Consider the following 23655-nt stretch of genomic DNA (forward strand, 5'->3'; position numbering starts at 1 on the left):
AACGCAAGCCACCACTGGCTATAAGCGCCTCAGCCGAGGCACAACACAAGGCGGGAGGGAAAGCACCTCAATGCTTTCCTTCCCGCCTTTCGTGGTTCAAAGTTCCAGAGCCAATCGTGCCCCGCGACTAAGAGTCACCAAAAAGATCATCTGAGATGGACTCATTAGTATCGGGGATGTCCAGTTCTTCGGCCCGCTTATCCGCCATGGATAATAAGCGCCGAATGCGCCCTGCCACCGCATCTTTAGTCATAGGCGGATCCGCCAGCCTGCCGAGCTCCTCCAACGAGGCCTCGCGGTGCTGCACGCGCAAGCGGCCGGCATCGGCTAGGTGCTCAGGAACGTCATCCCCCAAAATTTCCATCGCCCTATCTACGCGCGCTGCGGCGGTGACGGCGGCCCGTGCCGAGCGGCGCAGGTTGGCATCATCAAAATTATCCAACCGGCGCGATGTATCGTGCGCTTCGCGCTTTACCCGCTTCTTTTCCCAAGACAGGCGGGTCACTTGCGCGCCCATGCGGGTAAGCAACGCGCCAATGGCATCGCCGTCGCGGACGACCACGCGATCTTCGCCGCGGGTCTCTTTAGTCTTTGCGGAAATTCCCAGGCGCCGTGCGCATCCCACGAGTGCCAACGCGGCCTCCTGGCAGGGGCAGCTGACTTCCAATGCTGAAGAACGCCCGGGTTCCGTCAGGCTACCGTGCGCAAGGAAGGCACCGCGCCACGCCGCCTCGCTATCAGCCACGGTGCCGGAAATGACCTGCGGCGGAAGCCCCACCACGGCGTGACCGGAGCGGGTAATCAGGCCTAGGCGGCGGGTAAGCTCCTTTGCCCCTTTAGTGATGCGCACGATGACGCGCGATTTCTTCACCGTCCCCGCAGGGCCGACAACGTGGCTTTCCGCTTCGATCCCGTAGAGCTCGTCTAAAGCCACGAGGATGCGCTGCGCAATAGCCTGGTTATCGAGCTCAAGCTCATAGGCCATGCTCTCACCAGAGACATCTACTTCTCCGGCAAAGCGCAGGATCGATGCGAGCTCCGCAGCGCGCGCGGACTGACGTGTCACGCCAACCGCCGCTAGTTCTTCTTTGACCTGTTCGGTCAACGGTGTGGTCACCTAGTTCGCCCCATTTCTCTGTCACAGTCACGAATGACGCTTGTGCAATGCACGGTCCCACGCACACCAACTACTGCGTGGGAAACGGAATTTTCTCATTTTACCGTGTCCCGCGCCCTGAGGACTGGCTGGCCTGAACTTAGCTAGGCCCGCCGGTACTCGTTATAGAGATCCACGATGACAGAAGAAAGTTTGTCTGGATCGTGTTTCATCAATCGCTGTCCATTGTCATCCTGGATACTGACATCTGCAAATACCGCGCGTGCGCCCAAGGCTTGCGCAGCGCGCTGTACATATACCCGTTCGCTCTCATTTGGCAGCGCTGCCGCATCTAGGACGATGCGGTCGATGCGTAGATCCGGGGCGTGACGAGCCAGCACATGCACGTGGCGCTCCGCGGAAAAGCCTTGGGTTTCTCCCGGTTCGGCTGACAGGTTGAGCATCACGACGCGCAGAGCATTGGACTCAGATATGGCCTGCACGATTTCTGGCACCAAGGTATGCGGTAATACCGAACTAAACCAGGATCCTGGACCGATGGTAATAAGATCTGCCTGCCTAATAGCCTCCAGCGCGGCGGGATTGGCTTCCGGGGCTTCAGGCAGGATTCGCACGCGCCGCACATGCCCCGGCGTCGATGCCACCGCGACCTGGCCGCGGACCTGGCGCATGACCCGGGGGTCATCGTCAAGCCCTGAGACATCAGCCTCAATCTCTAAGGGATGCGGCACCACGGGGATGACCCGCCCGTGCGAGTGCGTTAGCTCTGCTACCGCGTCCAAGGCGGCCTGGTAATCGCCCAAGACCCCGGTCAAACCGGCGATCATGAGGTTGCCCACGGCGTGGCCCGCCATGGCGCCATTGCCGCCGAAGCGATGCTGGAGGGTCTTGCCCCACAGCTCGCCTACGCGATTGTCATCGGCTAGCGCGGCCAACGCCATGCGCAGGTCACCAGGCGGAATGATATCCAATTCTCGGCGCAGGCGCCCCGAGGATCCGCCATCATCGGCGACCGTCACGATGGCAGAAATATCCGCCGCATTGCTGCGCCTAGCGGATAAAAGTGTTTGATAAAGACCATGGCCGCCGCCAAGGCAGACCATATGAGAAGGGTGTTTCATACAGTTTTTAATGCTCCTCAGCCCTAATTGCGGGCAATATCCCGGTGCAAAATGCTGACGTCAAGGGTGTCATTGGCGCGCAGGCGCTTGGCGATGTCCTCTGCTACCGCAACCGAGCGGTGATGCCCGCCCGTGCAGCCGACGCCCACGGTGATGAAGTTCTTGCCCTCGTGCCGGTATCCCTCCAGCATGGTAGAAAACATGGCGACAAAATTATCCACGAATTTCTGTGCGGCAGGCTGCGACAGGACATAATCCGCCACAGGCGCATCTGTACCGCGGCAGCCGCGCAGCTCCGGAATCCAGTAAGGATTGGGCAAAAAGCGCACGTCGACGACGATATCCGCATCGCGCGGGGAACCATTCTTAAAACCAAACGATTCCACCGTGACGTGCTGGTTGGTATTTTGAAATTCGCCAAACGCAGCTTCGATAGCCCGGCGCAAGTCATGAATCGAGAGGTTCGTGGAATCAATGATGATATCGGAGCGATCTCGAATTTCCGCCACCACTTGGCGTTCGCGTTGGATGCCCACCTTTAAGGTATCGTCGCCCTGCAAAGGGTGAGTGCGCCGCACGGAGTCGAAGCGACGGATGAGCACGTCATCGCGGGCATCGAGAAAGAGAACGGTGGGTTTCATCCCCAATGCCGTTAGCTCATCGATGGTTTCCATGAGGGAACCCGGAAACATGCGAGAACGCACGTCCGTTACCGCGGCGACCTTTTCAACGGGTGTTTCTTCCTGGTTGCACAATTTCCACAGGTCCACGATGGCGCGCGGCGGGATATTATGCGCCACATAGTAGCCCTTGTCCTCAAAAACCTTGGCGGCGGAACTCAACCCGCCGCCGGACATGCCGGTAATCAAGATGGGCGGAGTGTCGAAGTGCGTCATGCCCACTAGTCTAGCGTTTTCGCGCTCCGCACTTCTGCTGGAAGGCTCCTTATTTACTGTGCGTCGTGCAACTTATCGTAGACAGTCTGGGCCAGTTTCGGCCCGAACCCGTTTACCTCGCAGATCTCATCCACCGTGGCCGCCTTGAGTTTTTTGACGGAGCCAAAATGCTTGACCAAATCCGTCCGGCGTTGCGGTCCAAGCCCCGGAATTGCATCGAGCGCCGAGGAACGCATGCGCTTAGAACGCTGTTGCCGGTGGTAGGTAATGGCAAAGCGGTGCGCCTCATCGCGAATTTGCTGCAGCAAAAATAGCGCCTGGGAATTGCGCGGCAGAATCACCGGTTCATCATCCCCTGGCACCCAGATTTCCTCCAAGCGCTTGGCTAGCCCCACGAGGGTGACATCGACGATGCCCAGTTCATCAAATACCTCTTGTGCCGCAGCCACCTGGGGCGCGCCGCCGTCCACGATGAAGAGCTGAGGAGGATAGGCAAAGCGGCGGCCTGCCTCGGCGGATTCTTCTGCGACTTTTTCTTCCGCGAAGGACGATTCTTCCTTTTCCTCGTCCGGGTTCGCCAATTTATCTTGGTTGTGGCGCTTAAACCGGCGACGCGTGATCTCCGCAATGGAGCCAACGTCATTGGAATGCCCGTCGCCGGCTGCTTCCTTGATGCGGTAGCGCCGGTAATCGGACTTCTTTGGTATGCCGTCTTCAAAAACCACCAGGGAGGCGACGACATCGGTGCCTTGGATATGCGAAATATCGGTGCACTCGATGCGCAGCGGTGCCTGGTCCATTCCCAAGGCATCCTGGATATCCTGCAGCGCCGCGGACCGCGCGGTAAGGTCACCGACGCGCTTGAGCTTATGCTGGCGCAGCTGCTCTTTGGCATTCTTTTCCACGGTATCCATGAGCGAACGCTTATCTCCCCGTTGCGGTACGCGCAGATCAACGCGCGCGCCACGCAGCTCTTCCAAGAGGGAGACCACTTGATCGGATTCTTCCGGCATGGCTTGAACCAAAATCTCACGCGGTATGACGTGGACATGGCGCTGTTCCATGTGCGATTCCTGGTCCACGCCGCGTCGTGGCACATCCGCAGCTAAAGCTGCATCCTCACGAGCTTCTTGTTCTTCTCGCTCCACGGCATCGGAGTAAAACTGGATGAGGAAGTTTTGCACCAAGGCGGGCAAGGCCGGATCGGGTTGGCCCTCCTCTATGGGCTCAGAGGTTGCCTGGTCACCGGCGCGTTCAACGACCCAGCCGCGCTGGCCCCGGATCCTGCCGCCGCGTACGTGAAAGATTTGGACGGCGGCTTCCAACTCATCGGAATTAAACGCAATCAGATCGGCATCGGTGCCATCGGCGAAGACAACTGCTTGCTGCTCCATGATCTTATCGATGGCCCCAAGATCATCGCGCAACCGCGCCGCACGCTCAAATTCGAGGTTTTCGGCGGCAGCCTCCATGTCTTTGACCAGCTTGCGCCTAACACCAGCTGTATTGCCATTCATGAATGAGACCAGCTCATTGACGGTCTCGCGGTGTTCTTCTTTGCTCACCCGTCCGATACAAGGTGCATCGCACTTGCCGATGTACCCCAAAAGGCACGGCCGCCCCAGCCGCTCATGCCGGTTATATACACCTTTAGAACACGTGCGCATGGGGAAGACGCGGGTGAGCAGATCGAGGCTTTCGCGCACCGCCCACGCATGGGAATAGGGGCCAAAGTACCGCACTCCCTTGCGCCGGGGGCCGCGGTAGAAAAAGGCGCGCGGGACCACCTCTCCCACGGAGACGGCAAGCATGGGATACGTCTTGTCGTCGCGGTACATGACGTTAAAGTGCGGATCGAACCGCTTGATCCAGGTATATTCCAGCTGCAGCGCTTCAACTTCGCTGGCGACAACCGTCCATTCCACGGAGCTAGCGGTCAGCACCATCTGCCGCGTGCGCGGGTGCAGCTGCGTAATGTCTTGGAAATAATTAGACAGGCGCGCCCGCAGGTTTTTGGCCTTGCCTACGTAAATGACGCGCCGGTTCTCATCGCGGAACTTATAGACACCCGGCTCCGTCGGAATGGTTCCCGGGGCGGGGCGATAGGTTGTTGGATCTGCCAATGCTTAATCCTGCGGCATGTATTTGGCTTCCAGATCGCGGAAGTCACGGACTTTTGTGATCACGGTATCCTTATCGCCGGATTGCAATGCCCACACGGGCACGGCCTCAAATTCGGGCAGCTCAAGGCGGGCCATGCGCTGGCCGACGGGGAAAGACAGCCCGTAGACCACCTGCCACGGGTAAAAACGCGTGCCGATGATATTGCGCACCTCTACCCCATCTTCGTTGGCCTGCAGCCGCGGCCGGTTGAGAGCAATCCACGACAAGATGGAAATGACTACGCCGACACCAGGAAAGGCGAATTTGTCGATAGTGGTCACGTGCGCACCGGTAAAGGAAATATCGAGCGTAACACCCATAAAAATATGGATGGCCATGACAAGAATGACCCAACCGATGGCAATCTTGCGCAAGAACGGGGACTTGGCGCTATATTCCCACGGCTTCGACGTTGTCCGTGCGAAGGGATCCGCGCTGGTATAGGCCAATACCTCCGCATCGCTAAGGGTGCGGCGCGGCTGGGATTCATTCGAAGCTGCGGCCTCATTCATGTGCTTTACTCCTCTGGAAGTCCTGCCTGCCGGTCAATGGTCAGGATTTCGATTGGCCTTTTATTAATATTCTGCGTTTAGTCTACGCAATTGCAACGCGGTGTCTAAAGCCGCGATCATGGATTCTGCGCCCTTATTTTCCGCAGAGTCAGGGAAACCTGCGCGGTCGATGGCCTGCTGCTGGTCATTGACGGTCAAGACACCATTGCCAATCGGCGTCGATTCATCCAAGGAGATGCGCGTTAGGGCTTGGGTAACAGAATCGCAGACATAATCGAAGTGCGGAGTGCCGCCGCGGATGACGCAACCCAAGGCAACGACGGCATCGAATTTTCGCGCGGCTGCTTGAACAAACACGCCCAATTCTAGGGAACCAACGACCCGGAATTCTGCGACTTCTGCCCCATTTGCACGGGCAGTCTCCACTGCCTGCTGGTGCAGCTGATCGCAGACCTCTTCGTTCCAAGTCGCGGTCACGACCGCGACGCGGAGGCCGCGCGCATCTACCTGCGCGATAGTGGGTAATCCTTCTTTACTCATTTACCTAATTCTCCTTCGTGCTGCGCATCCCACTGTGCCACCTGCGGAAGATCGTGGCCCATGCGGTCGCGTTTGGTCCGCAGATACCGAATATTATCGGCGTTGGCGGCGATGGTAAGTGGGATATGTTGGCTGACTTCGATGCCGAATCCGGCGAGCCCTTCCCCCTTGTGCGGGTTATTGGTCAACAGTTGTGCCGATTCCACCCCAAGGTCCTTCAGGATCTGGCCGGCCACGGAATACTCCCGGGCATCTTCTGGCAGTCCTTGTTCCAGGTTTGCGTCGACCGTGTCCCAGCCCTCGTCCTGGAGGCGGTACGCCTGGAGCTTGTGCACCAATCCGATCCCGCGGCCTTCGTGGCCGCGCAGATAAATTACTACCCCGCTGCCGGCTTCCTGCACCTTGCGCAGGGATTCTTGCAATTGGGGACCGCAGTCGCACCGGCGCGAGCCAAAGACATCGCCGGTAAGGCACTCAGAGTGCACGCGCACCACAATATCGCGGGCACCGCGAAGCTGCGCGGGATCGCCGGCGATTAAGGCAATATGCTCTTGGCCGTCAAGGTCATGCCGGTAACCAATCGCGGTGAATTCGCCATACTCTGTGGGCAGGTGGGTTTCCACCGCGCGCTGGGTTTGCACCTCATGGTGGCGGCGCCACTCAATAAGCTGCGCGATAGAGATCAGTGCGAGGCCGTGCTTATCGGCAAAACGGCGCAGTTCCGGCCCGCGGGCCATATCCGTCGGGTCTTCTTCTGATACGACTTCACACAGCACGCCGGCGGGACGAAGGCCTGCAAGGCGTGCCAAATCGACGGCGGCTTCCGTGTGCCCATCGCGCTCTAATACCCCGCCGGGTCGCGCGCGCAGGGGGACCACGTGGCCTGGCCGGGTGAAGTCGCTGGACCGAGTCGAAGCATCAGCCAAGCGGCGGATGGTTTCTGCGCGGGAGGCCGCAGAAATTCCGGTAGAGCCCGTTGCCGCATCCACGGTGACCGTATAAGCGGTCTGGCGCACGTCCTGATTCTGCGCCATCATCGGCGGCAAATCGAGCCGCTGGCAATCTTCCGGCATTAATGAGGCGCAGACATATCCGGAGGAATACCGCACCATAAACGCGACCAGTTCCGGGGTTGCCAGCTCCGCGGCAAAGATTAGATCCCCTTCGTTTTCCCGTCCTTCATCATCCATGACGATGACCGGCTTGCCGGCGGCAATCTCCGCAATGGCGTGATCGATGGCATCAAAATGGATGCTCTCTTCAGTCGCGAACATAACCTAGCAGTCTAGTCCTTTGCTTGAGCACTTCCGGATTCGGGGTGAAGCATCTTTTCTACATACTTCGCCAGCACATCCACCTCGAGGTTTACGATATTGCCGGGCTGAGATTCTCCGTGCGTCGTCTCCCGCAAGGTGGTGGGAATAAGGGAGACCTCAAACCAGTCCTTACCTACGGCGCTGACCGTCAAAGACGTACCGTTGACCGCAATAGAGCCCTTTTCCACGACGTACTGGGTAAGCTCGCGGGGCAAGCTAAAGCGCAGCACGTCCCAGTGCTCCGAATGCTCGCGCGTGACCAACCGTGCCGTGCCATCGACATGGCCCTGCATAATGTGTCCACCCAGCCGCGTGGTGGGCAGTACTGCCGGCTCGACATTGACCCGCGCGCCTTCTTCCAGCTGACCGAGTCCCGTCCGGTCCAAAGATTCTCGCATCACATCGGCGCAGAAAATATCCCCATCCAATTCCGCGATGGTAAGGCACACGCCATTGATGGCAATGGAATCCCCTAGGTGCGCGTCACTCACCGTCTGCGGTGCGCGGATGCTCAACCGCAGTGCATCCGCCTGCGGTTCTAGTGTGGCCACCGTTCCTAGCTCTTGTACTAGCCCTGTAAACAATGATTCCCCTTGTATTTATCTCTAAATTATCTAATCTTTTAACGCTCGTTCCGCGCCTCGTATTCTACGAGGACATCGGGCCCGAGGCTGGTGGTGCGCACGGTGGTAAAACGTGGGGCATCGGCAAGCGTGTGCGCCACCGCATTCGCCAGAACCCCGCGCCCCTGGCCTAACAGGATAGGGGCAATATACGCCGCGAGTGCATCCACGACACCGGCCTCGATGAAGCTCTGGGCCAGGCCCGCCCCGCCTTCAACCAAGACGTCGCGGGCGCCGCTGGCATAAAGCTCCTTCAGCGCGCCCTCGATGGTGTCATATTGTTCAAAACCCAGCCGCTGCAGGTGAGAGACCTTCTCACCCGCGGACTGGAGCTCGCGCTTGCCGATGACCACGCGGCGCGGCTGATGCTCGCGCAGACTCCCATCGCTAAAGCGCGCGGTAAGGGAGGGGTTATCGGCAAGCGCGGTGCCCGTGCCAATGATGATGGCATCGCGCCGCGCCCTATCGGCATGGACCCACTCGCGGGCCTTAGGCCCGGTGATCCACTGGCTCGTGCCATCGGCGGCAGCGGTAAACCCATCCAAAGTCTGGGCAAATTTCAGGGTGACGTGCGGGCGCTGCAGCTTTACCGCGCGCAACCAGGCATACACCGCGTCTTCGACGCCTTCCGGTGCGGTGAGCTCGCCCACCTCTACCCCGGCGGCGGCCAGGGCCTGCGCTCCCCCGCCTGCTAGGGGCGTGGGATCGGGATGCAGGTAGAACACGCGGGCAATTCCGGCATCGATAAGCGCCGTGGCGCAGGGATCCGTCCTGCCCGTATGTGCGCACGGCTCCAGGGTGACCACGGCCGTACCGCCGCGGGCTTTCTCGCCGGCCGCGCGCAGCGCCATGACTTCCGCGTGGGCGCCACCCACCGGCTGGGTCGCACCAATGCCCGCAACGGCACCGGTTGCTGACAAAATCACCGCACCTACCGGTGGATTGGGGCTCGTGGTACCGCGCACCGCCGCACCGGCCTGCATGGCCTGGACCAATGCTTCGGACACGTTGGTTTCATCCATCGCGCCGGCCATTATGAACGCGCCGCAAGCGCGCGCAGTTCTTCCACCGCCTGCGCTGGATCTTCGCTTTTGAATACGGCCGATCCCGCCACGAAGGAATCGCATCCGGCCTCCGCTGCCAAGGCAATGGTATCCGGATCGATGCCGCCATCGATTTCAATGATGGTATCCAGGCCCTGCTGATCAATGCTTTCGCGCAGGGCGCGGACCTTATCCAGCATGTCGGGCATAAATTTCTGGCCGCCAAAACCTGGTTCTACGGACATGACCAGCACCTCATCGAAGTGATGCAGCTTGTCTAGCCACGGCTCAATGGGCGTATCCGGTTTGATGGAAAAGGCCGCACGCGCACCTAGGTCCCGGATCTTGTGGGCCAAGTCCACCGCGGCGACCTCATCCTCTACCGCCTCCACGTGAAAAATGATAGTGGTGGCACCGGCCTTGATGTAGGTCTCCACCCATTTCGCCGGCTCCTCAATCATCAGGTGCACGTCAAGCGGCTTATCCGTGGACTTTATCACCGTGGCCGTAATATCCGGGCCAAAGGAAAGGTTGGGGACAAAGTGGCCGTCCATGATGTCTACATGGATCCAATCAGCGTTGGAAATGGCCTCTAGTTGTTCACCCAACCGCGCGAAGTCAGCAGCCAAAATTGACGGAGAAATAAGTGGTGCAGGCATACCGTTAATTCTAGCTCCCTTCCTCATCGCCGCGCCGCAATACCGCCATGAACATGGCATCGGTGCCGTGGCGGTGCGACCACATTTGAACGGATTTTTCTTTGCCCACATTGCCCATATCTGGGATAAATTCCCGCGCATCTAGCTCCTGTGCACCCAGCTTTTCTACCGCCTGGTCCACGATGGCGCGGGTTTCGCGAAGGTCCGGCGAACACGTGGAATAGACTACGACCCCGCCCGGCCGCACGAGCTTGAGGGCAGAGGACAACAGCTCGAATTGCAGTGTCGAAAGCTCGGCAATATCGGCTTCAGATTTCCGCCAGCGTGCCTCTGGGCGGCGACGCAATGCGCCCAGCCCCGAACACGGCGCGTCCACCAAGATGCGATCGAATCCCGAGCCCACCTGCGGGTTGCGGCCATCGGCCACGTGGACGGTCACCGGCAACCCCTGCACCGTCTTTTCAATCAGTTTCGCGCGGTGCGGCGATACTTCCACGGCATCAACGTGCGCGGACTCGATGCGCGCCAAGGCCCCCATCAGGGCCGCCTTGCCACCTGGCCCCGCACACAGGTCGAGCCAGCGGCCCTGGTCGGTACCGCTGACGGGCACCTCGCACACGGCGCGGGCGATAAGCTGCGAGCCTTCATCTTGTACCGCGGCCATGCCCTGCTGGACCGGTTCCAATTGGCCTGGGTCCCCGGAATCCATATACACCGCATAGGGCGAATAGGTACCTTCTTCATTTCCGGTAATCAGCGCCAATTCCTCGGCGGAAATTTCGCCTGGACGTGCCACCAAATGCACGCTCGGTCGCTCGGAATCCGCTTCTAAGGCAGCGGGCAATTCTTCGGGGCCAACAACGCGGGCAAAAGACTCCGCGATCCACGTTGGGTGGGCATGCCTAAAGGCCAGGCCTGCAATCTCGCCTTCTGGGGCCAGCCGCTTGAGCCACTCATTCGGCGGCGTGCGGGTAATGGTGCGCAAGATGCCATTGGCGAATCCTTTAGCTTTTTCTTCCCCACCCGCCACGACGAGCCGGACGGAGGTATCTACCGCCGCGTGGGGTTCTACGCGCGTATACAGCACCTGGTAGGTGCCCAGGCGCAGGGCATCGATGACCACCGGCGAGATTGACTCAAGCTCGCGCGAAGAACACTGCGCGATCACCGCATCGAGCACACCCAAGGTGCGCAGGGTGCCATAGGTAATCTCCGTGGCGAATGCGGCATCGCGGCCAGAAAGCTTTTGCTTGCGCAGCGCCTTGGGCAAGACGAGGTTGGCAAACGCATCTTCTTCGCTTACCCGGCGCACCACTTCGAAGGCGACGGCGCGGGCCGGATCCACACCCTGGTCGATGGCGGCCTGCACCAGTGTTTTCCCCGCGCCCGTGTTCTTTGTGCCCGCATTCCGATTACCTCGGTTTCCTCGGTTATCCCGGTGGTCGCGGTTGCGCTGGTCCTGCATGCCGCGACCACGCTGTGCGGATCCACGCTGAGCTTGGCCGCGATTGTCTTGGCCACGCTGCGCATTGCCTCGCTGCCCACCGCCGCGTTGGGGCGCGCCGTTCTTGCCGTGTTGTTTAGCCTCCGGCGCCTTGTCGCCGGACTTACTGCGGGAGCGGAATCCACCAGTCACTGGAACCTCACCTCTGCGTTCCTTCCTAATCCACGCGCCCAATCGGCGGCATTCATCATCTTTTTGCCCGGTGGCTGAATCCTATCCAGCTGCACCGGTTGCGTCGCGGTCCCGATATACACCGCGTCCTTGCTAATCAGCGCCTCGCCCGGCTGCAGCTGCTTGCCGATGCCCTCGTTAAGGCGAACCGGGCCGAGCTTGAGGCGGGCATCGTCAAGCAGCGTCCATGCGCCCGGGCCCGGGGTGTGGGCGCGGATATGCCGGTCAATGGCAAAGGCTGGCTGCGCCCAGTCGATGCGCGCTGCCGCGGTAGAGATTTTCGGCGCATAGGTGGCCTCTCCTTTTTGGGCCTGCGGCTCCAGCGTGCCGGCCTCGAGCCCATCCATGGTGGCTACTAGGAGATCTGCCCCGGAATACGCGAGCCGGGTGAGCAGATCGTCTGCGGTATCCGTCCCAGTGATGCCTTCTGTGACCGTGCCGAATACCGGGCCTGTATCCAGGCCTTCTTCGATCCGGAAGGTGGATGCGCCGGTGATATCATCGCCTGCCGCGATAGCCGCTTGTACCGGTGCCGCGCCACGCCAGGCGGGAAGGAGGGAAAAGTGCAGGTTGACCCAACCATGGCGCGCGACATCCAAGAGATCCTTGCTAATGAGATTGCCATAGGCCACCACCGGGATGGCCTCTGGCTGCAGCTCGGCCAAGCGCTGGCGCAGGTTATCGCCATCTTCCGTGCCAGGCCGCAGCGTGGATGGGGTCAGCACCTCGATGCCGTGCTCTTGCGCCAGGGCCTTTACCGGGCTCGGGTGAAGGCTGCGCCCCCTGCCCTTCTTCGCATCGGGCCGGGTAATGACCGCTACCACTTCGTGACTGGAGGCAAGCAATTTCTCCAATGCCACCACCGCCGGCTCTGGGGTGCCGGCAAAAATAATCCGCATACTGGATGAGTCTCCTCGAGGTCTCGGGTGAAAATTCTAGGGTACAACGAGCCTGCCTGCGTTGCCGAAGCTCGCCTACCCCGCGCTATTAAACCAATCGGCTTCGCGGATGGTACGCATGGCGGCCTTGCGGTCGGCATCGCCAAGCCGGCGCAGGAATAACACTCCATCCAGGTGATCGGTTTCATGCTGAATGCAGCGGGCCAAAAGGCCGGAGGCCACCATTCCCACCGGCCTGCCTTCTGCATCGCGCCCAGAGACAAATACCCGGTTGTGCCGCGGCGTATCGGCGCGAATCCCAGGAATGGATAGGCAGCCTTCCGGGCCAGTCTGCATGTCCTCTCCCAAAGACGTCCACACGGGGTTAATCAGAGCCCCGCGCAACCCGGTCTGCGTATGCGAGCAGTCATAGACAAAGATGCGCTTGAGTATGCCCACTTGATTCGCCGCCAGCCCTACCCCACCGGCAGCGTCCATGGTCTCCAGCATGTTTTGCGCCAAAGTGCGAAGACCAGAGTCAAAGGTAGTAATCTCTTCTGCCCGCGTACTCAGTACGGGATCCCCGTAGAGCCTGATGTCTAATTCCGCCACTGAATCTTCCCTTTCTCATGTACTGCCTATTCGCCTAAGTTTATGCGCACTTCTAACCCACGTGAATGGGATCGACCATGATGCGTAGTGGCAATTCATCCTTCCGGGCGCTGCGCGCCGCATTAGCCTTGCGCAATGCGCGCCCAAGCTGCGATCGCGGCCCCAGCGGGGCGCGAACCACCAAGCGTTGCGGTGGGCCAAAGCGGTCCGCATCGTATTCCCCGGGAAGGCTGTCCCCTGGCGGGAGCGGAACCGGGCCTAAGACCTCGGCGTGCTCTGGCAGATCGACCAGCTTCTCGAAGGAATCCAGTGCCGCGTCCGCCCCATCAATGGCGGCAAAGTGCACGGCTGGTGGAAAGCGCACCTCGCGCCGGGCACGCAATTCTTCTGCAGCGGCTGCGACCATGTCCCAGCTCATGAAGTGGCGCACGACGGGAAGTTCCGGATCCGCGGCGATGATGACGCGCCCGCCCTTGAAATGCGGCCTGACCATGGTGGCCGCCTGCGCCCATTTGGCCAGGCAGTCCTCGGTGGCGCGCAAATCCTGCCGATTCAATAAGGTGCCTGCATCCAATAAGAGGGCCGCGCCATAGGCGCCGCCTTTCACCCGCGGCTCAGCGCCCGGGGTAGCAATCACTAATGCAGGGGCATTCTCAATTGAGCCCACAACCTTATTGCCGCCGGAGACCACAACGGGTGTATTGGGAAAGGCCCGCCCCAATTCCTCCGCGGTGCGTTCGGAGCCTAAAACGATGGCGCGCAGCCGCGGCGAACCGCACTCGGTACAGCGGTGATTGGTGGCAATGCGCCCACACCAGCGGCAGGTAGGCATGACCGCCTCCTCGCTTGAGCGCTCGGAGCTCGGAGGCAACCCCAATGGCCCGTTGCAGTGGCGGCACCGCGCAGGAGAATGGCACTTTCCACAAGCCAAAGTAGGCGCATACCCCTTGCGCGGGACCTGCACAAGCACCGGTTCACCGCGGTCGAGGGCCTGCTGCGCTGCCTGAAAGGCCGGCGCTTGCACAGAGGTCGTACCGCCCTCCAAATCCCGGGAAATGGACAGCCCGTAGGCACCAATGGCCAAAATATCGGGCCGGCGTGCCTCTATGGTTGAGCTACTCGGCACGAGGTCGTGTGCCCACCCAGAGTCCACCAATAATTGAGTTTCTGCCGTACGCGAATGGTTGGCCGCAATGAAGCTGCAATTTTCGAATGCAGAGCGGGTGGTAAGCACCTCCCGGGCGTGGACGTAGGGCTTGATATTGTCTACCAAGTTATCGTTGCCGTCATCAAAAATGACGGCTAGTTGCAGGTTGTCCACGGGAGTAAAAGCCGCCGAGCGCGTACCAATGACTATTCGCGCCTGGCCCACCAAGGCCGAAAGGTAGCGGCGATAGCGCGCTTGCGGTCCCATACTATTGGTGAGCACCGTGATTTGTTTCGGCCCCACGACAGCGCGCAGGGCGTTTTCCAAGGAGTCGATTACCTTTTGGTCTGGGACGACAATAAGGACACCTCCCCCGCCCAAGGCGACCTTGGCAGCTAAGGCCGCGAGTGCATCTTCCCATTCATCGCCGGGAGCGATTTGCCATGCGGCGCGGGCTAATTTCCCGCCCAAGATGGAATCAACAAATGTTTCACCATGCTGATAGGCAGACCACCCTGATAAATCGGGCTCGCTGGCTGCGCCGAGGTCTTCCCACGGGGTATCCAAATCCGCTTCTTCCGCCTTCGCATGCCGCGGTGGAATGGCAGAGCGAATGATATCGGAGCAGATTCCGCCATAGCGATCCGCAAGGGCTTCTACCAGCCGGGACAGCTGCGGTGGGTAGACCTGAAATGGCGAGATGACTCGCTCAATAAAACGCAGCTGCCCACCGAAGTCGGAATCATGCTTGCGCTCGACGATGATCGCATCCACCAAGCGCCCATTGAACCGAATGCGTACCTTCACCCCGGCTTGGGCACTATCGGATTCAGCCTCATCTACCAGGTAATCAAATCCCCGATCGAGGTGGGCAATCCCTAAAAGAGGCAACACCCGCGCGACCGGTTTCCGGGCGGCGGGTGTTTTCTTAGGCATAAGCCCACATTCTACAGACCTGCGGCAGCGCGCAATTCCTCCACGCGGTCCAACTGCTCCCAAGGCAGGTCAACGTCGGTGCGACCGAAGTGACCGTAGGCGGCGGTCTGGCCGTAAATAGGACGCAGCAGATCCAATTCGCGGATGATGGCGGCTGGGCGAAGGTCGAAGACCTTATTAACGGCAGCCTGGATGTGCTCATCGGTCAGGTTCTGCTTCGCGGTACCGAAGGTCTCGACGTATAGGCCGACCGGCTTGGCGCGACCGATGGCATAGGCCACCTGCACCTCTGCGCGGTCAGCCAGGCCTGCGGCGACGATATTCTTAGCCACCCAACGCATGGCGTAGGCCGCAGAGCGGTCCACCTTGCTGGGGTCCTTGCCGGAGAAAGCACCGCCGCCGTGGCGGGCCATGCCACCGTAGGTATCCACGATGATCTTGCGCCCGGTAAGGCCTGCATCACCCATCGGGCCACCCAAAATGAAGGAGCCGGAAGGGTTGACCAAGAGGTTGGTGTCCTCGGTGTAGTACTTATCAAGGCCTGCGTCCTTGATAACCCATTCCAACACCTCGCTGCGCAGGTGGGTTTCTAGCCACTGACTATCTACCTCAGGATCGTGCTGGGTAGAAATAACGACCGTATCCAGGTGAGACGGCTCATTGTTCTCGGTATATGCGAAGGTCACCTGGGTCTTGCCATCCGGGCGCAGGTGGTCCACAATACCCTCTTTGCGCACCTGGGTCAGGCGGCGGGACAGGCGGTGCGCCAAGGCGATGGGCAATGGCATGTACTCCGCGGTTTCATTCGAAGCATAACCAAACATCAGGCCCTGGTCGCCGGCGCCGGCGGTGTCATTTTCTTCGTCATAATCCGCGCCCTGATCGCGTGCCTCGGTGGAGGTATCCACGCCAGCACCGATTTCCTGCGACTGCTCGCCGATGGCGATATTAACGCCACAGGTATTGCCATCGAAGCCCACATCGGAAGAGGTAAAGCCGATGGACTTCAGGGTCTCGCGCACGAGAGCCGGGATTTCCACGTAGGCATTGGTGCGAACTTCGCCCACGACGTGTACTTGGCCGGTGGTGACCAGGGTTTCCACGGCGACGCGGGACTCCGGATCCTTATCTAAAAGCGCATCCAAGATGGCATCCGAGATGGCGTCACAAATCTTGTCTGGGTGCCCCTCAGTAACGGACTCGCTTGTAAAAAGACGAGCTTCCACTGCAGCGTTATCAGTCACAAAAACTTCCTTTGATTATTACGTATTCGATACCGAGGCATTCTGCCCCCTACCAATCATATGGCCACCCTAGACCAAGCGGTCTATAAACGCAATATTTAATTTCCCGGTTCAATCATTTCATTCACGACGCCGAGAATCTGCGCCGCGACGACCTGCTTAGATCCATGCTCTACGCGCTGCGGTTCCACATTCCGCCGCAGGATCCACCCCTCGCTACTTTCCTGGCCAAAGGTCACGCCGCGGCCGACCTCATTGGCCATCAGTACGTCACAACCCTTGCGCGCAAACTTTTCTTGGGCATACTCCAGTGCCGAAGAATCAGCATCTCCCGTCTCCGCCGCAAAGCCAACGATGACGCAGTTTTCCGGCACCTCGCCCTCTTCGCGCGCGGCCACGAGAGACTTCAAAATATCTGGATTTTCCGCCATCTCCAGCGCGGCAAGCGCATCATCCGCTTTGCCCTTTTTCATCTTGGACTCTGCCACATTGGCGGGCCGGTAGTCCGCGACCGCCGCGGCCATGATGACGATATCGGCATCGCGGGATTCCTCGCGCATCGCGCTTTCTAGGTCTTGTGCGGACACGATGTCCCGGATTGTAGCCCCGCTCGGTAACGGCAACTCCGCGATATTGCCCGCCACAATCGTGACATCTGCGCCCTTGTGCGCGGCCACCTCTGCCAGCGCAAACCCCTGCCTGCCGGAGGAACGGTTTCCTAAATAGCGCACCGGATCCAATTCCTCTTGGGTGCCACCGGCAGAAATGACCACCTTCAGCCCCGCCCAGCTGTGATCGATATGAAAACCCGCGAGCTCGGTGCGCGCGATGGCGGCAATCTGTTCTGGATCCGGCAGCCTGCCTGCGCCCGTATCCTTACCCGTAAGGCGCCCGTGCGCTGGTTCCATGACGGTAATTCCGCGGCGGCGCAGGAGCTTTACGTTGTGTTGCGTCGCTGGGTTATTCCACATCTCGGTGTGCATGGCGGGCGCCACGATGATGGGACACGTTGCCACCAGCACGGTCGCGGTCAACAAGTCATCTGCGCGTCCCGCAGCCAAACGGGCAATGAGGTCAGCCGTGGCAGGGGCGATGACCACAGCATCGGCCTCCTGCCCTACAGCTACGTGTTGAACGTCCTCTACCGCCTCAAAAACACTGGTTGAGACAGGGTTTCCGGATAATGCCTCAAAAGTGGCGGCACCTACGAAGTTCAATGCGCTTACTGTAGGAACGACGCGGACATTATCGCCATGTTCTTTGAAATTGCGCACCAAGTGGCAGGCCTTATACGCGGCGATGCCACCGGCAACGCCAAGCACGATATTGCGAGGAGATTTTGAAACAGTCACATCGCACAATCGTACCGTGCAGGCATGACAAGAGCCCCGCCCGGCCACCACGTTAGTTCCACAGAAGTGAAACCAAGTGGGCTTGGCCGGACGGGGCTGAAATGAGGCACAAGGTGCGCACGCGAAAGCGAGCGCTACTTACTTGCCTTCCTCGTGGTCCAACAGACCTGCGTCGATTTCGCGCAGCGCGATGGACAGTGGCTTCTCGCCGGGCTCTGGGTTAACCAGCGGGCCCACGAACTCAAAGACGCCTTCATCTTGCTCTTGGTAGTAGCTATTGATCTGGCGCGCACGCTTGGCAGCGAAAATTACCAAGGCGTACTTGGAAGAAACCTTGTCCAACAGCTCATCGATTGGCGGGTCCGTAATGCCAATCGGGTCATCAAATACCGGTTCCGACTTTGCGGATTCAGTGTTAGAAGGGGTGGTCACGTTAGTCACATGCACCTTTACATTGGTTGAAGATGGTCAAAAGAAGAATCTATCCTCGCAGGATATCACTAATGGCGGCCACTGCCTCATCTAGGTTTTCATTGACCACAACGTGATCAAACTCATCCTGTGCAGCTAGTTCCTCATATGCAGTGTGCAACCTACGATCGATGACGTCTTGTGGTTCGGTACCGCGACCGGTCAGGCGCTCTACCAACACCTCCCAGGAAGGAGGGGCCAAGAAGACCAAGTCCGCTTCCGGAAGGGCCTTCCGGACGCTACGCGCACCGGCCAGGTCAACCTCGACGAGAACCGGGCGCCCTGCTTCCAAAGCCTCTTCTACGGGACGGGCAGGTGTTCCAGAACGCTGCAATCCGCCGTGAATATCTGCCCATTCGAGCATCTCACCGGCATCAATGCGTTCTTGAAAAGCCTCAGGGGTGACGAAGAAATAATCCACGCCGTCTTTTTCCCCGGGGCGGGGCTGGCGCGTAGTCATAGACACGCTGAAATACAGCCCCTCGACGTCATGCCGTAGACGCGACACTACGGTGGATTTACCCACTGCGGAGGGACCCGCCAACACGACGAGGCGACCGCGAGCAGTTGCGTCAGCCATGGACGTGATTATTCGTCGTCGTAACCGAAGCGCTCAAGAAGAGCACGACGCTGGCGCTCACCCAGACCGCGCAGGCGGCGGGTCTGTGCAATCTCCAGATCTTCCATGATTTCCTTGGCCTTGACCTTGCCAACCTTAGGCAGAGCCTCGAGGATTGCAGAAACCTTGGTCTTGCCGATGATCTCATCGGTCTCAGCCTTTTCCAGCACGTCCTTCAGGTCGGTCTCGCCGCGCTTAAGCGCAGCCTTGAGCTCAGCGCGAGCCTTGCGGGCCTCAGCGGCCTTTGCGAGAGCTTCCTTACGCTGCTCATCAGTCAACTTTGGAAGGGCCACGAGTTTCCTCCGATTCATTAGATTGGTTCTATTACTTCTGGCACTGGGTACCAGATTCCGGTTGCCAAACGCGATGGAAATACCGCGGAAAGTTACCCTGAACCTTCGAGCACACCGACTTCTGATTATCCTAGCACCGCTAGTGACACGATGACGATAGGCGACCCAGATGGGCCACTCGTTTTAGCACGTCAACGCACATGCTTAGACCAAAATACCAGGTAAACGGCGCGGCCGTTAATCGACCCCGCCGCGTGTTCTAATCCCGGAATTGGTCTGCGGTATCGATCACGGCTTTGCGCAGGTCATCGACCTGAGGACCGCGTTGTAGGACGGCGCGCGAGACATTCGCAAAGCCCAGCTGCGGGCACTCAGACACAATGGCGTGCACCTGCGCGGGACCCGCCCCCTGGGCACCAACGCCGGGAAGCAGCACCGGGCCATTAAGCGAGTCCAATCGGGGCGGATTATCCACGGTCGCACCCACCACAACGCCCACGCTTCCAGCAACACCGGCCTCTTGCTCCGAGGCATTGAAGGCGGCGCACTCGTCGACGACCGCCTGGGCAATCGAGTCCGCAGTGCCTGCAGGCACTGCCTGAATGGCTCGCGCCTCCGGATTAGAGGTAGCCGCGAGGACGAATACACCGCGGTTGTTTTCTTGCGCCGTGGCAATAGCCGCGCCCAGCGCCCCAACGCCAAGGTAAGGCGAAAGTGTCACCGAGTCAGCGCGCAGGGGCGAGGTCTCCCCTAGCCAAGCATCGCCATAGCCTTCCATGGTGGAGCCGATATCGCCGCGCTTGGCATCCGCCACCGTCAGACATCCTGCCTCGCGCAAACCGGCCAGCGTTTCTTCCAAGACCGCAAAGCCTGCGGCGCCGAAGCGCTCGAAGAAAGCCACCTGTGGTTTTACCAAGGCTGCGGAATCCGCGAATGCCTCGACGCAGCGCATGCTGAAGGTGCGAAGGCCTTCTGGTGAATTATCCAGCCCCCATTGCTCTAAGAGGTACGGGTGCGGGTCGATGCCTACACACAGGCGCCCGCGTTCGCGGCCGGCGTCTACCAGGCGCTGGCCAAAGGATTTAGTTGCGTGGTCCATGCTCAAGCTCCTGAAGTGCGCGGACCTGCAAATCACCCTGGCGCAGCGCTTCGATGCCCTGCACCGCCGCCGTCACGCCTTGAACCACCGTGACCAGTGGCAGCCCCATGTGCACCGCTGCGGCGCGGATATCGTAGCCGTCGTGACGGGAACCGGCGGAGCCTGCTGGCGTATTGAGGATCCAATCCACCTCGCCGTTGAGGATCTTGTCCACGATGGACTCTTCGCCGTCCTTGGCCTCAGAGACCTTGACGGCGACCTCACACTCGATGCCATTGCGGCGCAGCATCTGCGCGGTACCCGCAGTAGCGATGATGTTGTAGCCCATCGTGGCCAAGCGCTGGATGGGGAAAATCAGCGTGCGCTTATCCCGGTTGGCGACGGAGACGAAGACCGTGCCTTCAATCGGCGGACGAGCAAACGCGGAGATTTCCGCCTTAGCAAAGGCCGCACCGAAGTTGGTGGCCAAGCCCATGACCTCACCGGTGGACTTCATCTCGGGCGACAGCAAGGAATCGAGCAGGCTGCCATCTGGGCGGCGGAAACGGTTGAAGGGCAAGACCGCTTCCTTGACCGCAATCGGGTGATCAAGTGGCAAGGAACCGCCATCGTAGGACGATGGAATAAGTCCTTCTTCTCGCAGTTCCGCGATGGTGGATCCCATCATGATGCGGGCGGCGGCCTTTGCTAGCGGCACGCCGGTCGCCTTTGAGACGAACGGAACGGTGCGCGAGGCGCGCGGGTTGGCCTCGATGACATAAAGGATGTCGTCCTTCAAGGCGAACTGGACATTCATCAGGCCCTTGACGCCGATTCCCTCGGCCAAACGGCGCGTGGACTCGCGCACATTCTCGATGTCCTCTGGGCCCAGCGTCATCGGCGGCAGAGCGCAGGAGGAGTCACCGGAGTGAACGCCAGCCTCCTCGATGTGCTCCATCACGCCGCCGAGGTAGACCTCGTTGCCATCGCACAGGGCATCGACGTCGATCTCAATGGCCGAGTCCAAAAAGCGGTCCACCAGGACTGGATGGTCTGGGGAAAGCTCGGTGGCGCGCTCGATATAGTTCTCCAGCGACCGCTCATCGTAAACAATTTCCATGCCGCTGCCGCCCAATACGTAGGAAGGACGAACCAGGACTGGATAACCGATGGAGGCTGCTACCTTCCGGGCCTCCTCGAAGGAGGTGGCGGTGCCGAATTGCGGTGCGGCAAGCCCACCGGCTTCCAGAACCTTGCCGAATTCGCCGCGGTCCTCGGCAGAGTCGATGGCAGCAGGGCTGGTGCCCACCACCGGCACGCCGGCGGCATCGAGGCGCTCTGCCAAGCCCAGCGGGGTCTGGCCGCCCAGCTGCACCAGCACGCCGGCGACCTCGCCGGAGGCTGCCTCTGCGTGGTAGACCTCCATGACATCTTCGAAGGTCAGCGGCTCGAAGTACAGGCGGTCAGCGGTGTCATAGTCCGTCGATACCGTCTCCGGGTTGCAGTTGACCATCACGGTCTCATAGCCCTTGCGAGAAAGCTCAAGGGCGGCGTGTACGCAGGAGTAGTCAAATTCGATGCCCTGGCCAATGCGGTTCGGGCCAGAGCCCAAGATGATGACCTTGCCCTTCGAGCCTTCCGGCGCTGGGTGCACCTCGGTTTCGGCATCGGGGTCCAGCTCATAGGAGCTGTAGTGGTACGGCGTTTGCGCCTCAAACTCGCCGGCACACGTATCGACGGTCTTGAAGACGGGGCGGATGCCCATGCGCCAGCGCAGGCTGCGCACGCCATCCTCGCCGTTGAACTCGGGGCGCAGGGCGGCAATTTGGGCATCGGAAAGCCCAAAGACCTTGGCCTCGCGCAGGAGTTGCTCGGTGAGCACGGGGGCATCGACAAGCTCCTGGCGGAATTTCACCAGGCCCTCGAGCTCCGCAATGAACCATGGATCCACGCCGGAGGCTTCGTGGACCTCATCCACCGAGGCGCCGAGGCGCAGGGCCAGCTCGATATCGTACATGCGGCCCTCAGTGGGGCGCTCGAGGTCCTTGAGCACCGCCTGCACGTCGGTGGCGCGCTCGCCCGCGAAATACTCATCGGGCTTGGTCCAGAAACCATTGGGCTTGTTTTCCAGCGACCGCATGACCTTATTCAGGCCAGAGATATAGTTGCGGCCGATGCCCATGGCTTCGCCCACAGATTTCATCGTGGTGGTCAAGGTGTCATCGGAGCCGGGGAACTTCTCAAAGGCAAAGCGGGGCGCCTTGACGATGACATAGTCCAAAGTCGGCTCGAAGGCCGCTTGGGTTTCGCCGGTGATGTCATTTTGCACCTCGTCCAAGGTGTAGCCGATGGCCAACTTCGCGGCCAGCTTGGCAATGGGGAAACCCGTTGCCTTGGAGGCCAGCGCCGAGGAGCGGGATACGCGCGGGTTCATCTCGATGACGATGATGCGGCCATCATCTGGGTTCAAGGCGAACTGGATATTGCAGCCGCCGGTATCGACGCCAACCTCGCGGATGATGTCGATGCCCAAATCGCGCATCTTCTGGTACTCGCGGTCCGTCAGCGTCAGCGCCGGAGCCACGGTAACGGAGTCACCGGTGTGCACGCCCAAGGCATCGACGTTTTCGATAGAGGCCACGACGACCACGTTGTCGTCGCCATCGCGCATGAGCTCGAGCTCGTATTCTTTCCAGCCGAGGATGGATTCCTCGATGAGCACATTAGCCTCGGGCGAGGCCGCAAGCCCGCCGCCGGCGATGCGTTCAAGGTCCTCGTTATTGAAGGCTAGGCCGGAACCCAGTCCACCCATGGTGAAGGACGGGCGCACCACGACGGGCAGGCCGAGCTTGTCGACGGTCTCGTGGACCTCGTCCATGTTGTGGCACACCGCCGAGCGAGCGGATTCTCCGCCTACAGAGGCCACGATGTCCTTAAACTTTTGGCGGTCCTCGCCGCGCTCGATGGCATCGATATCGGCGCCGATGAGCTCGATATCGTACTTATCCAAAATTCCCTGGCGGTCTAGCTGCACCGCAGCGTTGAGCGCGGTTTGCCCGCCCAAGGTGGCCAGGACGGCGTCGATGGGGTGGCCTTCCTCTGCCTCCTTGACCAGGATCTTTTCGATGTACTCCGGCTCGATGGGCTCGACGTAGGTGTGGTCGGCGAATTCCGGATCCGTCATGATGGTCGCGGGGTTCGAGTTCACCAGGGTCACGCGCAGGCCCTCGTCCTTGAGGACGCGGCAGGCCTGGGTTCCGGAGTAGTCGAACTCGCAAGCCTGGCCGATGACGATGGGCCCGGAGCCGATGACCAGGACGTGATTAATGTCAGTGCGCTTTGGCATAATATTTTCTTCCT

General features: G+C 60.2%; 21 protein-coding genes. All 21 read right to left on the reverse strand.

Going from position 1 to position 23655, the window contains the following annotated elements; genetic code table 11:
* Nucleotides 1-127 precede the first annotated feature (127 nt).
* Nucleotides 128-1117: a DNA-binding protein WhiA gene (whiA, locus tag ABRP64_RS05060; protein ID WP_284769763.1), complete on the reverse strand. Its 990-nt coding sequence runs from the start codon at nucleotides 1115-1117 to the stop codon at nucleotides 128-130.
* A gap of 143 nt (nucleotides 1118-1260) precedes the next feature.
* Entirely contained in the window at nucleotides 1261-2238 is a 978-nt protein-coding gene (locus tag ABRP64_RS05065; protein WP_284781984.1) for a gluconeogenesis factor YvcK family protein, read from the reverse strand.
* Nucleotides 2239-2261: 23 nt separating this feature from the next.
* Nucleotides 2262-3134 (reverse strand): RNase adapter RapZ, encoded by an 873-nt coding sequence (rapZ, locus tag ABRP64_RS05070; RefSeq protein ID WP_284769761.1) that lies wholly within the window; start codon nucleotides 3132-3134, stop codon nucleotides 2262-2264.
* Between the two features lie 53 nt (nucleotides 3135-3187).
* Nucleotides 3188-5257 carry an excinuclease ABC subunit UvrC gene (gene uvrC, locus ABRP64_RS05075; protein WP_284851678.1) on the reverse strand — a complete coding sequence of 690 codons (2070 nt, stop codon included), beginning with the start codon at nucleotides 5255-5257 and terminating at the stop codon, nucleotides 3188-3190.
* Between the two features lie 3 nt (nucleotides 5258-5260).
* Nucleotides 5261-5809, reverse strand: a complete 549-nt coding sequence (locus ABRP64_RS05080) for a PH domain-containing protein (protein WP_284849926.1) — start codon at nucleotides 5807-5809, stop codon at nucleotides 5261-5263.
* A 63-nt stretch (nucleotides 5810-5872) separates the two neighbouring features.
* Nucleotides 5873-6349, reverse strand: a complete 477-nt coding sequence (gene ribH / locus ABRP64_RS05085; RefSeq protein ID WP_349865676.1) for a 6,7-dimethyl-8-ribityllumazine synthase — start codon at nucleotides 6347-6349, stop codon at nucleotides 5873-5875.
* Nucleotides 6346-7623, reverse strand: coding sequence for a bifunctional 3,4-dihydroxy-2-butanone-4-phosphate synthase/GTP cyclohydrolase II (locus tag ABRP64_RS05090; protein ID WP_349865678.1), 1278 nt, complete (start codon nucleotides 7621-7623; stop codon nucleotides 6346-6348). The genes ribH and ABRP64_RS05090 overlap by 4 nt, the downstream gene beginning before the upstream one ends.
* A gap of 11 nt (nucleotides 7624-7634) precedes the next feature.
* Nucleotides 7635-8249: a riboflavin synthase gene (locus tag ABRP64_RS05095; protein WP_349865680.1), complete on the reverse strand. Its 615-nt coding sequence runs from the start codon at nucleotides 8247-8249 to the stop codon at nucleotides 7635-7637.
* A 38-nt stretch (nucleotides 8250-8287) separates the two neighbouring features.
* Nucleotides 8288-9322 (reverse strand): bifunctional diaminohydroxyphosphoribosylaminopyrimidine deaminase/5-amino-6-(5-phosphoribosylamino)uracil reductase RibD, encoded by a 1035-nt coding sequence (gene ribD / locus ABRP64_RS05100; RefSeq protein WP_349838749.1) that lies wholly within the window; start codon nucleotides 9320-9322, stop codon nucleotides 8288-8290.
* Nucleotides 9322-9990, reverse strand: coding sequence for a ribulose-phosphate 3-epimerase (rpe, locus tag ABRP64_RS05105; protein ID WP_349838385.1), 669 nt, complete (start codon nucleotides 9988-9990; stop codon nucleotides 9322-9324). The genes ribD and rpe overlap by 1 nt, the downstream gene beginning before the upstream one ends.
* A 10-nt stretch (nucleotides 9991-10000) precedes the next feature.
* Nucleotides 10001-11626, reverse strand: a complete 1626-nt coding sequence (locus tag ABRP64_RS05110; RefSeq protein WP_349865682.1) for an RsmB/NOP family class I SAM-dependent RNA methyltransferase — start codon at nucleotides 11624-11626, stop codon at nucleotides 10001-10003.
* Nucleotides 11623-12564 carry a methionyl-tRNA formyltransferase gene (gene fmt / locus ABRP64_RS05115; protein ID WP_284849932.1) on the reverse strand — a complete coding sequence of 314 codons (942 nt, stop codon included), beginning with the start codon at nucleotides 12562-12564 and terminating at the stop codon, nucleotides 11623-11625. Before fmt ends, ABRP64_RS05110 begins: the two co-directional genes overlap by 4 nt.
* A gap of 75 nt (nucleotides 12565-12639) precedes the next feature.
* Nucleotides 12640-13155, reverse strand: coding sequence for a peptide deformylase (gene def, locus ABRP64_RS05120; RefSeq protein ID WP_284849933.1), 516 nt, complete (start codon nucleotides 13153-13155; stop codon nucleotides 12640-12642).
* Nucleotides 13156-13207: 52 nt separating this feature from the next.
* Entirely contained in the window at nucleotides 13208-15238 is a 2031-nt protein-coding gene (locus ABRP64_RS05125) for a primosomal protein N' (RefSeq protein WP_349865684.1), read from the reverse strand.
* Between the two features lie 11 nt (nucleotides 15239-15249).
* A complete protein-coding gene (metK, locus tag ABRP64_RS05130; protein WP_284796101.1) occupies nucleotides 15250-16482 on the reverse strand; it encodes a methionine adenosyltransferase in 1233 nt (410 codons plus the stop codon).
* A gap of 98 nt (nucleotides 16483-16580) precedes the next feature.
* Entirely contained in the window at nucleotides 16581-17834 is a 1254-nt protein-coding gene (gene coaBC, locus ABRP64_RS05135; RefSeq protein ID WP_284849934.1) for a bifunctional phosphopantothenoylcysteine decarboxylase/phosphopantothenate--cysteine ligase CoaBC, read from the reverse strand.
* Between the two features lie 138 nt (nucleotides 17835-17972).
* The gene (rpoZ, locus tag ABRP64_RS05140; RefSeq protein ID WP_005279075.1) at nucleotides 17973-18275 is read right to left on the reverse strand and encodes a DNA-directed RNA polymerase subunit omega; all 303 of its coding nucleotides are present in this window, start codon (nucleotides 18273-18275) and stop codon (nucleotides 17973-17975) included.
* A gap of 40 nt (nucleotides 18276-18315) precedes the next feature.
* Nucleotides 18316-18885 (reverse strand): guanylate kinase, encoded by a 570-nt coding sequence (gene gmk / locus ABRP64_RS05145; RefSeq protein ID WP_023022483.1) that lies wholly within the window; start codon nucleotides 18883-18885, stop codon nucleotides 18316-18318.
* A gap of 8 nt (nucleotides 18886-18893) precedes the next feature.
* Nucleotides 18894-19217: an integration host factor, actinobacterial type gene (gene mihF / locus ABRP64_RS05150; RefSeq protein ID WP_284781996.1), complete on the reverse strand. Its 324-nt coding sequence runs from the start codon at nucleotides 19215-19217 to the stop codon at nucleotides 18894-18896.
* Nucleotides 19218-19476: 259 nt separating this feature from the next.
* Entirely contained in the window at nucleotides 19477-20316 is an 840-nt protein-coding gene (gene pyrF, locus ABRP64_RS05155; protein ID WP_284781997.1) for an orotidine-5'-phosphate decarboxylase, read from the reverse strand.
* Nucleotides 20300-23641, reverse strand: a complete 3342-nt coding sequence (gene carB / locus ABRP64_RS05160) for a carbamoyl-phosphate synthase large subunit (RefSeq protein WP_349865686.1) — start codon at nucleotides 23639-23641, stop codon at nucleotides 20300-20302. The genes pyrF and carB overlap by 17 nt, the downstream gene beginning before the upstream one ends.
* Nucleotides 23642-23655: the final 14 nt, after the last annotated feature.

This window comes from Corynebacterium sp. KPL4015 (genome assembly GCF_040225725.1).
Taxonomy (GTDB): domain Bacteria; phylum Actinomycetota; class Actinomycetes; order Mycobacteriales; family Mycobacteriaceae; genus Corynebacterium; species Corynebacterium rhinophilum.

Excerpts from the sequence above, each read along its gene's own strand:
- ABRP64_RS05090 (WP_349865678.1), bottom strand. The coding sequence starts at position 7,623 with ATGTTCGCGACTGAAGAGAGCATCCATTTTGATGCCATCGATCACGCC.
- pyrF (WP_284781997.1), bottom strand. The coding sequence starts at position 20,316 with ATGGACCACGCAACTAAATCCTTTGGCCAGCGCCTGGTAGACGCCGGC.
- carB (WP_349865686.1), bottom strand. The coding sequence starts at position 23,641 with ATGCCAAAGCGCACTGACATTAATCACGTCCTGGTCATCGGCTCCGGG.
- fmt (WP_284849932.1), bottom strand. The coding sequence starts at position 12,564 with ATGCGGATTATTTTTGCCGGCACCCCAGAGCCGGCGGTGGTGGCATTG.
- ribH (WP_349865676.1), bottom strand. The coding sequence starts at position 6,349 with ATGAGTAAAGAAGGATTACCCACTATCGCGCAGGTAGATGCGCGCGGC.
- ABRP64_RS05080 (WP_284849926.1), bottom strand. The coding sequence starts at position 5,809 with ATGAATGAGGCCGCAGCTTCGAATGAATCCCAGCCGCGCCGCACCCTT.
- rapZ (WP_284769761.1), bottom strand. The coding sequence starts at position 3,134 with ATGACGCACTTCGACACTCCGCCCATCTTGATTACCGGCATGTCCGGC.
- rpe (WP_349838385.1), bottom strand. The coding sequence starts at position 9,990 with ATGCCTGCACCACTTATTTCTCCGTCAATTTTGGCTGCTGACTTCGCG.
- ABRP64_RS05065 (WP_284781984.1), bottom strand. The coding sequence starts at position 2,238 with ATGAAACACCCTTCTCATATGGTCTGCCTTGGCGGCGGCCATGGTCTT.
- gmk (WP_023022483.1), bottom strand. The coding sequence starts at position 18,885 with ATGGCTGACGCAACTGCTCGCGGTCGCCTCGTCGTGTTGGCGGGTCCC.
- ribD (WP_349838749.1), bottom strand. The coding sequence starts at position 9,322 with ATGGCCGGCGCGATGGATGAAACCAACGTGTCCGAAGCATTGGTCCAG.
- ABRP64_RS05125 (WP_349865684.1), bottom strand. The coding sequence starts at position 15,238 with ATGCCTAAGAAAACACCCGCCGCCCGGAAACCGGTCGCGCGGGTGTTG.